The sequence below is a fragment of the Pseudomonas sp. R4-35-07 genome, from assembly GCF_003852235.1.
In the GTDB taxonomy this organism is placed as follows: Bacteria; Pseudomonadota; Gammaproteobacteria; order Pseudomonadales; family Pseudomonadaceae; genus Aquipseudomonas.
Genome location: NZ_CP027732.1, coordinates 717198 through 731137, shown reverse-complemented (window position 1 = coordinate 731137; position 13940 = coordinate 717198). Strand labels below are relative to the sequence as shown.

At 62.0% G+C, this 13940-nt stretch carries 12 protein-coding genes; 11 read left to right on the top strand and 1 reads right to left on the bottom strand.

The window, feature by feature from the left end; translation table 11 throughout:
• Nucleotides 1–85 precede the first annotated feature (85 nt).
• The 11 genes from aroQ (at nucleotide 86) to C4J89_RS03075 (ending at nucleotide 13117) form a co-directional block, all read left to right on the top strand.
• Nucleotides 86–541 carry a type II 3-dehydroquinate dehydratase gene (gene aroQ / locus C4J89_RS03130; RefSeq protein WP_065951442.1) on the top strand — a complete coding sequence of 152 codons (456 nt, stop codon included), beginning with the start codon at nucleotides 86–88 and terminating at the stop codon, nucleotides 539–541.
• Between the two features lie 24 nt (nucleotides 542–565).
• Nucleotides 566–1027: an acetyl-CoA carboxylase biotin carboxyl carrier protein gene (gene accB / locus C4J89_RS03125; protein ID WP_012721998.1), complete on the top strand. Its 462-nt coding sequence runs from the start codon at nucleotides 566–568 to the stop codon at nucleotides 1025–1027.
• A 17-nt stretch (nucleotides 1028–1044) separates the two neighbouring features.
• The gene (gene accC, locus C4J89_RS03120) at nucleotides 1045–2406 is read left to right on the top strand and encodes an acetyl-CoA carboxylase biotin carboxylase subunit (RefSeq protein ID WP_124361096.1); all 1362 of its coding nucleotides are present in this window, start codon (nucleotides 1045–1047) and stop codon (nucleotides 2404–2406) included.
• A gap of 282 nt (nucleotides 2407–2688) precedes the next feature.
• Complete coding sequence (gene prmA / locus C4J89_RS03115; RefSeq protein ID WP_124413733.1) at nucleotides 2689–3567, top strand: 50S ribosomal protein L11 methyltransferase; 879 nt, start codon at nucleotides 2689–2691, stop codon at nucleotides 3565–3567.
• A gap of 30 nt (nucleotides 3568–3597) precedes the next feature.
• Nucleotides 3598–4818: a DUF3426 domain-containing protein gene (locus C4J89_RS03110; RefSeq protein WP_124413732.1), complete on the top strand. Its 1221-nt coding sequence runs from the start codon at nucleotides 3598–3600 to the stop codon at nucleotides 4816–4818.
• A gap of 185 nt (nucleotides 4819–5003) precedes the next feature.
• Nucleotides 5004–6017 carry a tRNA dihydrouridine synthase DusB gene (gene dusB, locus C4J89_RS03100; protein WP_124413731.1) on the top strand — a complete coding sequence of 338 codons (1014 nt, stop codon included), beginning with the start codon at nucleotides 5004–5006 and terminating at the stop codon, nucleotides 6015–6017.
• Nucleotides 6014–6334 carry a DNA-binding transcriptional regulator Fis gene (fis, locus tag C4J89_RS03095; RefSeq protein ID WP_003221275.1) on the top strand — a complete coding sequence of 107 codons (321 nt, stop codon included), beginning with the start codon at nucleotides 6014–6016 and terminating at the stop codon, nucleotides 6332–6334. The genes dusB and fis overlap by 4 nt, the downstream gene beginning before the upstream one ends.
• A gap of 81 nt (nucleotides 6335–6415) precedes the next feature.
• Nucleotides 6416–8023 carry a bifunctional phosphoribosylaminoimidazolecarboxamide formyltransferase/IMP cyclohydrolase gene (purH, locus tag C4J89_RS03090; protein WP_124408966.1) on the top strand — a complete coding sequence of 536 codons (1608 nt, stop codon included), beginning with the start codon at nucleotides 6416–6418 and terminating at the stop codon, nucleotides 8021–8023.
• Between the two features lie 129 nt (nucleotides 8024–8152).
• Entirely contained in the window at nucleotides 8153–9445 is a 1293-nt protein-coding gene (gene purD / locus C4J89_RS03085) for a phosphoribosylamine--glycine ligase (RefSeq protein WP_124413730.1), read from the top strand.
• Between the two features lie 100 nt (nucleotides 9446–9545).
• Entirely contained in the window at nucleotides 9546–12317 is a 2772-nt protein-coding gene (locus tag C4J89_RS03080; protein ID WP_124413729.1) for a hybrid sensor histidine kinase/response regulator, read from the top strand.
• A 203-nt stretch (nucleotides 12318–12520) separates the two neighbouring features.
• Nucleotides 12521–13117, top strand: coding sequence for a MarC family protein (locus C4J89_RS03075; protein ID WP_065883442.1), 597 nt, complete (start codon nucleotides 12521–12523; stop codon nucleotides 13115–13117).
• Here C4J89_RS03075 and C4J89_RS03070 read toward each other — a convergent pair.
• The gene (locus C4J89_RS03070) at nucleotides 13114–13893 is read right to left on the bottom strand and encodes a hypothetical protein (protein ID WP_124413728.1); all 780 of its coding nucleotides are present in this window, start codon (nucleotides 13891–13893) and stop codon (nucleotides 13114–13116) included. The genes C4J89_RS03075 and C4J89_RS03070 overlap by 4 nt on opposite strands.
• Nucleotides 13894–13940 lie beyond the last annotated feature (47 nt).

Sequence of the window (13940 nt, the reverse complement as noted above, 5' to 3'; positions counted from 1 at the left end):
TACTGCATAGAACTGGACAGTCACAAAGGCTTTGCGGCATAGTCGCCGGGTTCTGCCGTACCCCACCAATAACAAGGAACAGCCGATGGCGACCTTACTGGTTCTTCACGGACCCAACCTGAACCTGCTCGGCACCCGTGAACCGGGCGTCTACGGGGCAGTGACCCTGGATCAGATCAACCTCGATCTGGAACAGCGGGCCCGTGTCGCCGGCCACCATTTGCTCTACCTGCAAAGCAATGCCGAGTATGAATTGATTGATCGCATCCATGCCGCGCGTGGCGAAGGCGTGGATTTCATTCTGATCAATCCCGCCGCTTTTACGCACACAAGCGTTGCATTACGTGACGCGCTGCTGGCGGTGAGCATCCCATTCATCGAAGTGCATTTATCGAACGTGCACAAACGCGAAGCTTTCCGCCATCACTCTTACTTCTCCGATGTAGCGGTAGGAGTGATCTGCGGCCTTGGCGCCAGCGGTTACCGACTGGCCCTGGAGGCCGCCCTGGAACACGTTGAAGAACAGGCTAAACGCCCCTGACCGACCCTTGGGAGTTGATGATTCATGGATATCCGTAAAGTTAAGAAACTGATCGAACTGCTGGAAGAATCCGGTATCGACGAGCTAGAAATCAAGGAAGGCGAAGAGTCCGTACGGATCAGCCGTCACAGCAAGACCCCGGCTCAACAGTTCTACGCGCCACAGATGCAAGCGCCGGCTCCGGCCGCTGCCGCACCTGCAGCCGCTCCAGCCGCCGCCGCGCCTGCGGCGCCAGCAGCCCCTGCGCTGAACGGTTTCGTGGTCAAGTCGCCAATGGTCGGTACTTTCTACCGCACCCCGGCACCGACCTCGCCAGCCTTCGTTGAAGTGGGCAAGACCGTGAAAGTGGGCGACACCATCTGCATCGTTGAAGCGATGAAGATGATGAACCACATCACGGCTGAAAAAGCCGGCGTCATCGAATCCATCCTGGTAGAAAACGGTCAGCCGGTTGAGTACGACCAGCCGCTGTTCACCATCGTTTGAACCGCGGAGCGCCTTCGATGTTGAAACCTGCGAAGAAACTGCAAAAAGTCCTGATCGCCAACCGCGGCGAGATCGCGCTGCGTATCCTGCGCGCCTGTAAGGAAGAGGGCATCAAGACCGTCGCTGTTTACTCGACGGCCGATACCGAATTGATGCACGTGAAACTGGCGGACGAGAGCATCTGCATCGGCCCGCCCCTGGCGACCAACTCGTACCTGAAAGTCTCGAACATCATCGCTGCCGCCGAAGTGACCGGCGCCGATGGCATTCACCCAGGCTACGGCTTCCTCGCGGAAAACGCCGATTTCGCCGAACAGGTGGAAAAATCCGGGTTTGCCTTCATCGGCCCGAAAGCCGAAACCATTCGCCTGATGGGCGACAAGGTCTCGGCCAAGGACGCCATGATCGCCGCCGGCGTGCCTACCGTTCCCGGCTCCGACGGCCCGCTGCCGGAAGACGAGGAAACCGCTCTGCGCATCGGTCGTGAAGTCGGCTACCCGGTGATCATCAAGGCCGCCGGTGGCGGTGGTGGTCGCGGCATGCGCGTGGTGCACAAGGAAGAAGAACTGATCGAAGCCGCCAAGCAGACCCGCTCCGAAGCGGCTGCCTGGTTCGGCAACCCGATGGTCTACCTGGAGAAGTACCTGACCAACCCACGTCACGTGGAAGTGCAGGTACTGTCCGACGGCCAGGGCCATGCGATCCACCTGGGCGACCGCGATTGCTCGCTGCAGCGTCGTCACCAGAAGGTATTGGAAGAAGCCCCGGCACCCGGCCTGGACGAGAAAGCCCGCCAGGAAGTCCTGGCGCGCTGCGTCAAGGCGTGCATCGACATCAACTACCGTGGCGCCGGTACTTTCGAGTTCCTCTACGAGAACGGCCGTTTCTACTTCATCGAGATGAACACTCGCGTGCAGGTAGAGCACCCGGTGTCGGAGATGGTCACCGGTATCGATATCGTCAAGGAGATGCTCAGCATCGCCGCCGGCAACGTGCTGTCCTTCACCCAGGAAGACGTGAAGATCCACGGCCACTCCCTGGAGTGCCGGATCAACGCCGAAGACCCGCAAACCTTTATGCCGAGCCCAGGCCTGGTCAAGCACTTCCACGCGCCCGGCGGCAACGGCGTACGTGTGGATTCGCACCTGTACAGCGGCTACAAGGTTCCGTCCAACTACGACTCGCTGATCGGCAAGCTGATCACCTGGGGCGCGACCCGCGACGAGGCCATGGCCCGCATGCGCAACGCCCTGGACGAAATCGTGGTCGACGGCATCAAGACCAACATCCCGCTGCATCGGGACCTGGTGCGTGATGAAGGCTTCTGCGAAGGTGGTGTGAACATTCACTACCTGGAACACAAGCTGGCCAACCAGTAAGTGCTCCACCCAACATAGCCGCCTTCGGGCGGCTTTGTTGTTTCTGGCAGCCACACACCAACCACCTGTGGGAGGGGGGCTTGACTGATCGTTCCCACGCTCGGCGTGGGAACGCATCTTGTGACGCTCCGCGTCACGGACGCGGAGCGTCCAGAGCAGCATTCCCACGCCGAGCGTGGGAACGATCGTCAGTAATGTCGTCTTCTGCTGTTCGCTCGCGTAAACTTGCGCGCTTTCGCAGCCCCATCCCGCTGCACACTCATTTTTTCAAAGGTGCCCGCCATGCCTTGGCTGCAAGTCCGTCTCGCCATCAGCCCAGAACAAGCCGAAACCTACGAAGACGCTTTCCTCGAAGTCGGCGCTGTGTCGGTGACCTTCATGGACGCTGAAGACCAGCCGATCTTCGAACCGGAACTCAACACCACCCCGCTGTGGTCCCACACCCACTTGCTGGCCCTGTTCGAAGACGGCACCGAGGCCGCCAGCGTACTGGCCCATCTGGAGTTGCTCACCGGCGCCCCGCTGCCGGAGCATCACAGCGAAGTGATCGAAGACCAGGATTGGGAACGCAGCTGGATGGACAATTTCCAGCCCATGCGTTTCGGCCAGCGCCTGTGGATCGTACCCAGCTGGCACGCCGCCCCCGAGCCGGATGCGGTCAACCTGCTGCTGGACCCGGGCCTGGCGTTCGGCACCGGCACTCACCCCACCACCGCGCTGTGCCTGGAATGGCTGGACGGCCAGGATCTGAGCGACTGCAACGTGCTCGACTTCGGATGCGGCTCGGGAATCCTGGCCATCGCCGCGCTGCTGCTGGGCGCCGAGCAGGCCGTGGGCACCGATATCGACGTGCAGGCCCTGGAAGCCTCCCGCGATAACGCCGGGCGCAACCACATTCTTGAAGGCAAATTCCCACTTTATCTGCCTGAGGACCTGCCCCAGGTACAGGCCGATGTGCTGGTCGCCAACATCCTCGCCGGGCCGTTGGTGTCGCTGGCGCCGCAGTTGTCGAGCCTGGTCAAGCCAGGCGGGCGCCTGGCACTGTCGGGCATTCTCGCCGAGCAAGGTGAAGAGGTCGCCGCCGCCTACGCCAGGGATTTCGAGCTGGACCCCATCGCCAACCGTGACGGCTGGGTACGCATCAGCGGTCGTCGGCGCTAGAATGAGCGCTTGTCTGAATCGGATGGCCGCATGAGCGACAGTTTCGTCACCCAGTGCCCGCATTGCCAAGCACGCTTTCGCGTCAACCACGCTCAATTGAGCGTGGCCCGTGGCGTGGTGCGCTGCGGCTCCTGCCTGCAGGTGTTCAACGCTGCGCGCCAGTTGCTGGAGCAGCGAGCCTCGGTGCCGGCAGCGCAACCTGAACAGTTCGGCGCTGATGAACCCACGTCTGAGCCGCCGCGCGCAATCAGCCAGAAACAGTGGACAGCCCAAGAGCTGGACCTGGACAACCTGGACCTGGACGAGGAACTGGCCAAGCTCGAGCGCCGCGAAATTCAGCACACCCAGCCCGCCGGCGCGGACCGCCGCCAGCCCGGTGCCGAGCGTCGGCACAAGGAAGATGCCCTCAGCGCCAGCCGCAATACAGTCAAGGCCGAGGAAGAAAAGTGGGCCGCCAGCCTATTCAGCGAGCCGCCGCAAGAGCGCGCCCTGCCCGCCGAAGCCGAGCCGGAGCCGGAGCCGAGCGAGCGCACCGAGCCGTCCCTGTCGTTTCACCGCGACGATCTCGATGACGACGAACCGCCGCTGCGCTCGAATCCGGACGACGATCCCGATCCACCCTTCACGCCCCTGACGCCAGCGGCGCAAGCCACCGACGACCGCCCCCACGCCCGGCGCAAGCGGGCGCGTGCCGAGGCCAATGTCGACGAGGTGTTCCAGGACCTGGAAGACGACCCGCTGCACCTGTATGCGCAGAAGCGTCCGTCAGGCCTGGGCCGCCGCCTGACCTGGATCGTGCTGGTACTGCTCGCCGCCGCAGGCCTGGCAGGCCAGTACATCGCCTACCAATTCGACGAACTGGCCCGCCAGGACGCCTACCGTCCGTGGTTCCAGCAACTGTGCCCGAAATTGGGCTGCACTGTGCCATCACGGGTCGACATCGCCCACATCAAGAGCAGCAACCTGGTGGTGCGCAGCCATCCGGAGTTCGCTGGGGCGCTGGTGGTGGATGCGATCATCTACAACCGCGCGACATTCTCCCAGCCCTTTCCGCAGCTGGAGCTGCGCTTTGCCGACTTGAACGGCGGCCTGATCGCCAGTCGGCGCTTCAAGCCCGCCGAGTACCTCAGCGGCGAGTTGGCCGGGGTCAGTGAAATGCCGTCGCAGACACCGATCCACATCTCCCTGGACATCCTTGACCCCGGCAGCAAAGCGGTGAACTACAGCCTGAGCTTCCATTCGCCCGAGTGAAGCTGCGCCAGCACCGAGGTTTGACGGCGGTTTATTGACTGCGCCGACGTCAACCAAACCACTGGCGATAAAAAAATAACTGTTCAGATTTTATCCAATTCAGCCTTTATCCAGTCATCGAGAGCGGGTATCATGCCAACCCTTTTTCGAACTCTAATGATCCGGCCCCACAACAGGGAAGTCCTATGTCGGCGGTACGCATCGGCCCATATACATTGCACAACGGCTTGATCCTCGCCCCGATGGCGGGCGTCACGGACCAGCCCTTTCGTCAGCTCTGCAAACGTTTGGGCGCGGGTCTAGTAGTCTCTGAAATGGTCACCAGCGACATGAGTTTGTGGAACACCCGCAAGTCGCGGATGCGCATGATCCACGAAGGTGATCCCGAGCCACGCTCGGTGCAGATCGCCGGGGGTGATGCGCAGATGCTGGCGGATGCGGCTCGGGCCAATGTGGAGCTGGGCGCGCAGATCATCGATATCAACATGGGCTGCCCGGCCAAGAAGGTCTGCAACAAGGCCGCAGGCTCCGCCCTGCTGAAAGATGAGCAGTTGGTTGCCGAGATCCTGCAGGCCGTTGTCGCCGCAGTCGATGTGCCGGTGACCCTGAAGATTCGGACCGGCTGGGACCGGGACAACAAGAATGGCCTGACGGTGGCGAAGATCGCCGAACAGGCAGGTATTGCAGCGCTGGCGGTGCATGGCCGCACCCGCGCCGACCTTTACACCGGGGAAGCCGAGTACGACACCATTGCCGCAATCAAGCAGGCGGTGTCGATGCCGGTGTTTGCCAATGGCGATATCGATTCAGCCGAGAAAGCCCGGCGCGTTCTGCACGCAACCGGTGCCGACGGCGTGTTGATCGGCCGGGCCGCCCAGGGGCGGCCATGGATTTTCCGTGAGATCGAGCATTACCTGCGTACCGGCGACGTATTGCCGGCACCGGGACTGACCGAGGTGGAACGTATTCTGCTAGAGCATCTGGCCGCCCTGCACACCTTCTATGGGGATGTGATGGGCGTACGCATTGCTCGCAAGCATGTCGGCTGGTACCTCGCCACCTTGCCGGGCGCCAGGGAATTTCGCGCTCAGTTCAACCGTTTGGATGAAACGCAGGCACAGGTCGCCACCGTTCGTGAGTTCTTCGCCGAACGTGACAAGAGCCTGGGAACAGGGGATGGAGAAGGGGTGGCCGCATGACGATGATGACCGAGACTTTAGTGAGTGGAACAGCACCCGTGAGCGACAACGTCAATTTGAAACAGCACCTCAACACGCCGAGCGAAGAAGGCCAGACCCTTCGCGGGAGTGTCGAGAAGGCGCTGCACAATTATTTCGCCCACCTCGAGGGCGCTTCCGTCACGGACGTGTACAACCTGGTGCTCTCCGAAGTCGAGGCGCCCCTGCTCGAAAGCGTGATGAACTACGTCAAGGGCAACCAGACCAAAGCCAGTGAGCTGCTGGGCCTCAACCGGGGCACGTTGCGCAAAAAGCTCAAGCAATACGATTTGCTGTAAGCATTCAATCAAACCAGAAAGGCGCCCGCGTAAAAACGGTCGCCTTTTTTGCTGACTCCTTTGCTTTTGATGGAAATTGAGATGACCGACCAGACTACCCGCCTGCCGATCCGCCGCGCCTTGATCAGTGTTTCCGACAAGACCGGGATCCTCGAATTTGCCCGGAGCTTGCAGCTCCTTGGCGTGGAAATCCTCTCCACGGGCGGGACCTTCAAACTGCTGCAGGACAACGGCGTGGCCGCAGTAGAAGTCGCGGACTACACCGGTTTCGCGGAAATGATGGACGGTCGGGTCAAGACCCTGCACCCGAAAATCCACGGCGGCATCCTTGGCCGTCGCGGTATCGACGACGCCATCATGAACGAGCACGGCATCAAGCCGATCGACCTGGTCGCCGTTAACCTCTACCCGTTCGAAGCCACCATCAACAAGCCAGGCTGCGACTTGCCGACCGCCATCGAAAACATCGATATCGGCGGCCCGACCATGGTTCGCTCGGCAGCCAAGAACCACAAAGACGTGGCCATCGTGGTCAACGCCAGCGACTACACCCAAGTGCTCGACAGCCTCAAAGCCGGTGGCCTGACCTACGCCCAGCGGTTTGACCTGATGCTCAAGGCGTTCGAACACACCGCCGCCTACGACGGCATGATCGCCAACTACATGGGCACCGTGAACCAGGCCGCCGACGTCCTGAGCACCGAAGGCCGCAGCCAGTTCCCACGCACCTTCAACAGCCAGTTCATCAAGGCCCAGGAAATGCGCTACGGCGAGAACCCGCACCAGAGCGCGGCGTTCTACGTTGAGGCCAAGCCGGCCGAAGTGGGCATCGCCACCGCCACCCAGCTGCAAGGCAAAGAACTGTCCTACAACAACGTGGCCGACACCGACGCCGCGCTGGAATGCGTGAAAAGCTTCGTCAAACCGGCCTGCGTGATCGTCAAGCACGCCAACCCGTGCGGCGTGGCCGTGAGCCCGGACGCGGAAGGCGGGATCCGCCAGGCGTACGAACTGGCCTACGCCACCGACACCGAATCGGCATTCGGCGGCATCATTGCCTTCAACCGTGAACTGGATGCCGAGACGGCCAAGGCCATCGTCGAGCGTCAGTTCGTCGAAGTGATCATCGCCCCGTCCGTCAGTGAAGAAGCCCGCGCCATCGTCGCCGCCAAGGCCAACGTGCGCCTGCTGGCCTGCGGCGAATGGTCGGCTGAACGCGCCGCAGCCTGGGACTACAAGCGCGTCAATGGCGGCTTGCTGGTGCAGAGCCGCGACATCGGCATGATCGGCAGCCAAGACCTTAAGGTCGTGACCAAACGCGCGCCGACCGAGCAGGAGATCAACGACCTGATCTTCGCCTGGAAAGTCGCCAAGTACGTTAAGTCCAACGCCATCGTCTACGCCAAGAACCGCCAGACCATCGGTGTCGGCGCCGGCCAGATGAGCCGCGTGAACTCGGCACGTATCGCTGCGATCAAGGCCGAACACGCCGGCTTGCAGGTAGCCGGTTCGGTAATGGCTTCCGATGCGTTCTTCCCGTTCCGTGATGGTCTGGATAACGCCGCGAAAGCCGGTGTGACCGCCGTGATTCAACCGGGCGGTTCGATGCGTGATGCTGAAGTCATCGCTGCTGCCGACGAAGCTGGCATCGCCATGGTCTTCACTGGCATGCGCCACTTCCGCCACTGATCGATCGTTCCCACGCTCCGCGTGGGAATGCCTCTTGTGGCGCTCTGCGTCACGCTTTGGGACGCGGAGCGTCCCGTGTTGCATTCCCACGCAGAGCGTGGGAACGATCATGCTAACGAGGTTTTTGAAATGAATGTTTTGATCATTGGCAGCGGTGGCCGTGAACACGCCCTGGCCTGGAAAGTTGCCCAGGACCCACGCGTCCAGAAAGTTTTCGTCGCACCGGGTAATGCCGGTACCGCCATTGAAGCCAAGTGCGAAAACGTCGCTATCGACGTGCTGGCCCTTGAGCAACTGGCAGATTTCGCCGAGAACAATGTCTCCCTGACCATCGTCGGCCCGGAAGTGCCGCTGGTGGCCGGCGTCGTCGACTTGTTTCGCAACCGTGGCCTGGATTGCTTCGGGCCGACCGCCGGCGCCGCTCAATTGGAAGGTTCGAAAGCTTTCACCAAGGATTTCCTGGCGCGCCACAAGATCCCGACTGCCGACTACCAGAACTTCACCGAGATCGAGCCGGCCCTGGCTTACCTGCGTGAAAAAGGCGCGCCGATCGTGATCAAGGCCGACGGCCTCGCTGCGGGTAAAGGCGTGATCGTCGCCATGACCCTGCAGGAAGCCGAGGATGCCGTGCGCGACATGCTCGCCGGCAACGCCTTTGGTGACGCCGGTTCGCGCGTGGTAATCGAAGAATTCCTCGACGGCGAAGAAGCCAGCTTCATCGTGATGGTCGACGGCAAGAACGTACTGCCAATGGCCACCAGCCAGGACCACAAGCGCGTCGGCAACGGCGACAGCGGCCCGAACACCGGCGGCATGGGAGCTTATTCCCCGGCGCCGGTGGTCACCGCCGACGTGCACCAGCGCGTCATGGACCTGGTGATCTGGCCGACCGTGCGCGGCATGGCCGACGAAGGCAACGTCTACACCGGCTTCCTCTACGCCGGCCTGATGATCGACAAAGCTGGTAACCCGAAAGTCATCGAGTTCAACTGCCGCTTTGGCGACCCGGAAACCCAGCCGGTGATGCTGCGCCTGCAGTCGAGCCTGGTGCTGCTGGTGGAAGCCGCGCTGGCCCAGGCCCTGGACAAGGTCGAAGCGCAGTGGGACCCACGCCCGAGCGTCGGTATCGTGCTGGCGGCCGGCGGTTACCCTGCCGATTACGCCAAGGGCGATGTGATCGAGGGCCTGGAGGCGGCGGCAGCGCTGGAAGGCAAGGTGTTCCATGCTGGCACTGCGCTGAAGGACGGCCAGGTCGTCACCGCCGGTGGCCGCGTGCTGTGCGCCACCGCCATGGGCGCCAGTGTCGACGCCGCGCAGCAACAGGCGTACAAGCTGGCCGCGAAAATCGACTGGAAAGGCTGCTTCTATCGCACCGACATCGGTTACCGCGCCATTGCCCGTGAACGTGGCGAGAGCAACTGAGTAGCTATCCGTTCGGGTAGGTAAGGGCCTCTGGCCCTTGCCGTACTCATGCCCCCCGCGCATAGTTAACCCGTGCATTCACCTACGAAGGGACTTCGCCTTGCGCTGGCTCAGGATCGCCTTAGCTTTTACAGTCAGCCTGCTGACCTTGCTCTGCCTGGCCCCGGCTCAAGCCGCTGCGCAAGGCAGTGGTTGGGCAGTATTGCTCGATGAACAGGCCGACCTGCAACTGAGCGATATCCGCTCCGCCCGCTACACCAATCAATTCAGCCCCATCGAACTGGACCGGATTACCGCCGCGCAGCCGGACGGTGCGTTGTGGGTACGCTTCAAGCTGCAACCCGGCAAGCATGAACAAGTGCTGCGGGTGTTCGCGCCGGACCTGTCGCACCTGAGCCTGTATGTGCTGGATGGCGATACCCTGGTGGAACAACAAACCACCGGCACGCGCCAGCCCCAGGCCGAGCGCCCGCTGCCGAGCAGTGACTTCATGCTCCCGATGCCGCAGAGCCAGCGCCCGCTCGAGGTGTACCTGCGCCTGGTGTCGGAGCACGAGCTACGCCCTTACATCACGCTGGAACCCGCCGTACTGGCCGCCGCCAACCAGAACCAGACGCTGCTCTATGGCCTGTTGTTCGGCGTGCTGCTGATGCTGATCCTGCATAACCTCACACGCTTCGCCTACCACCGCTCGCGCAGCAGCCTGTGGCTGGCGGCCTGCGAAGTGCTGTTGATGCTCAGCCTGGCGCTGTTGCTCAACGTGGTGGGGCCGTGGCTGCCGAACTGGCATGCGATCCAGACCCCAGGCGCCTACCTCGCGCTGCTGCTGACCGCGCCGTGCGGGCTGATGTTTGCCTACCGTTTCTTCATGCCCCTGGGCCCACACCCGCTGAACAAACTGTTGATGGCCGACATCTTGTTGATCGTGCTGTGTGGCCTGCTGCTGTTGTTCGTCAACACCCTGCCACTGAACATCATCACCTACGCCCTGGTCGCGCTGGCCGGCCTGAGCATGCTGTTCGTCTCGGCCTATCACTGGCAAAGAGGCTATCGCCCGGCGCGCCTGTTCGTGGCCGGCATGGTGGTGTTCAACATCGGCACGCTGATCATTCTGCCCGCCCTGCTCGGCCTCACGCTGGTGGCGCCGCAAGGCCTGATCGTGACCCTGCTCACGTTTATCTGCCTCAGCGGCCTGTTGATGAGCCTGGCCCTCGGCGAGCGCCAGCGCGCTATTGTCGAAACCCGCTTCAGCCTCAGCCGCGACCTGGCCGCCAGCAACGCCGAAATTGCCGCCAAGGCCGAATTCCTGGCGAAGATCAGCCACGAAATCCGCACCCCCATGAACGGCGTGCTGGGCATGACTGAGTTGCTGCTGGGCACGCCGTTGTCGGTGAAACAACGCGACTATGTGCAGACCATCCACAGCGCCGGTAACGAGTTGCTCACGCTGATCAACGAAATCCTCGACATCTCCAAGCTCGAGTCGGGACAGATCGAACTCGATGATGTGCAGTTCGACCTCAACGCGCTGATCGACGACTGCCTGAGCATCTTCCGCGCCAAGGCCGAGCAGCAGAATGTCGAGCTGATCAGTTTCATCCAGCCCCAGGTGCCGCGCGTGATCAGCGGTGATCCGACACGCCTGCGCCAGGCGTTGCTGAGCCTGCTGGAAAACGCCCTGCACAAAACCGACGAGGGCGAAGTGCTGATCGTCGTGGCCCTCGACGAACGCAGCACCGTGCCGCGCCTGCGCATTGCGGTACAAGACAGCGGCGTACCGATGGAAGCCGCCGAACGCGACGCCCTGCTGCACAGTGAACTGCACAGCAAGAACTTCCTCTCGGCGACACGCTTGAGTGGCCATCTGGGCCTGGTTATCGCGCGTCAGTTGATCCTGTTGATGAACGGCGAGTTCGGTATCAAGAGCGGCAGTCACCAAGGCAGCACGCTGTGGCTGACCCTGCCGCTGGACCCGGAACGCCTCGAGCACCCGACCTCCGATCTCGACGGCCCGCTCAAGGACGCACGCGTACTGGTGGTGGACGACAACGACACCTGCCGCAAGGTGCTGTTGCAGCAATGCTCGGCCTGGGGCCTGAACGTCAGCGCCGTGGCTTCCGGCAAGGAGGCCCTGGCCCTGTTGCGTACCAAGGCGCACCTGCGCGATTACTTCGACGTGGTGCTCCTGGACCAGAACATGCCCGGCATGACCGGCATGCAACTGGCGGCGAAGATCAAGGAAGACCCGAGCCTGAACCACGATATCCTGCTGATCATGCTCACGGGCATCAGCAACGCGCCGAGCAAGATCATCGCGCGCAACTGCGGGATCAAACGCATCCTGGCCAAACCGGTGGCCGGCTATACGCTCAAGACCACCCTGGCCGACGAACTGGCCCAACGCAGCAAAGGCTTGACCCACCCTCGCCCCGCTCCAGCCGCCCCGGCAGTGATTACGGTGCCCAGCGACTTCCGCATCCTGGTGGCCGAAGACAACAGCATCTCCACCAAAGTGATACGTGGCATGCTCGGCAAGCTCAACCTCAACCCGGACACCGCCAGCAACGGCGAAGAAGCGTTGGAAGCGATGAAAGCCCAGCGCTATGACCTGGTGTTGATGGACTGTGAAATGCCGATCCTCGATGGTTTCTCCGCCACCCAGCAACTGCGCGCGTGGGAAGTCAGCCACCAACGCGTACGCACGCCGGTGGTAGCGCTGACCGCGCACATTCTTTCGGAACACAAGGAACGTGCGCGCCAGGCCGGGATGGATGGGCATATGGCCAAGCCAGTGGAGCTGTCGCAGTTGCGTGAACTGGTGGAATTCTGGGTGGCGCAGCGCCAACAACGGCCAGAGCACGCGCCCTCCTGACTGATCGTTCCCACGCTCCGCGTGGAAACGTCGCCGGGGACGCTCTGCGTCTTGCTCCTGGCGTGACGCGGAGCGTCACCGGATGCATTCCCACGCGGAGCGTGGGAACGATCAGCGCGTGGGAACGATCAGCCCCCTCCCACATTTGATCTCTGGCGCCTGATAGACTCCTCCACACTTCCACCACCCGCGAGCCGCCCCTCATGCTCCATGTGTTGTTCAGCGTTTACCTGAAGATGCTGGTGCTCTATAGCCCGTTCTTTGTGCTGTCCTGCTTTATCAGCCTGACCCGTGGTTATTCCAGCAAGGAGCGGCGGCGCCTGGCGTGGAAAGTCGCGCTGGCGACGCTGGTATCGAGCGTGCTGCTGTACCTGTTCGGTCGGGTGATTTTCAGTGTGTTCGGTATCACCGTGGATGCCTTCCGCATCGGTGCCGGCAGCGTGCTGTTTATCTCTGCCCTGGGCATGGCCCAAGGCAAGTCGGCGGTGCAGACCGATAACGTGCAGCAGGACGTGACCATCGTACCGCTGACCATCCCGCTGACGGTCGGCCCCGGCACCATCGGCGCGCTGCTGGTGATGGGGGTAAGCCAGCCCCACTGGGACGACAAGCTCACCGCCATCCTCAGCATCGCCCTGGCCAGCCTTACCGTGGGCGTGGTGCTGTACCTGTCCAATCGGATCGAACGCATTCTCGGCGACCAGGGCTTGCAGATTGTCAGCCGGTTGATGGGGTTGTTCGTGTGTGCCCTGGCCGCGCAAATTATCTTTACCGGGGTGCGCGGTTATCTGGTGACCTAGATCCGGTATTTGGCAATGGCCGACTGCACCTTGTCGCCCGCGCTGTCACGCATCAGTTGAAGGGTCTTCTCGTTGACCACCGAGGTATTCAGCACCAGACAGGTCTGCCCGCTGAAGGCCTCGAACGATGAGCTGTCCCATTCAAGGAACGGCAAACCCACCTGTTTACTCACGCCACGGCTGCTGTAGGTCACCAGCACCATCATCACTTCGCCATTGGTTTGCGCGCAGGACGCCACGCCAAAGTCACCGCCCTGGTGCACGCTGCTGTTGCGCTTGAACAAATCGAACGACGCCGGCTGTTGCTTCAAGGCTTCCAGCGCATCCGCAGCCAGTTTCGGCAGCAGGCTGAGCAGCGGCCCCGACAACGACATCGAAGCGAGCACCGCGCCGATGATATTCAGTGCTGCCAGTTGCACCGTCAGCCCCTCGCCGACGCGTGAAACTCGCTCAAAACTGCTACGCAACGGCAACCAGCCGAGGCTGACCATGACCTTGATAAATTCGTCGTACCAGGCCTCGGTGCCCCGATGAACCTTTAATACATCGCTCACATAACTGCTGGCCAACAGGTAGCTTTTGCGGATGTACTCGCGGTTAAGCCCGGACAACCCCTCGGCAAAGGAAATCACGCCGTTGTTGACCACCGCCGCATTGCAGTCATCTTCGGTGTCCAGCGGTAAAGCCGCGTGCGTGCCTGGCGCACCCGGCAATTTGTAGGCGGCAATCAACTTGCGCCTTTTGGTACTGTTGATCCTTCTGTGATGTCGCTCCATTTCCAATTCTCCACGTACACCCCGACTCGGGGCTTGTAACCACACTA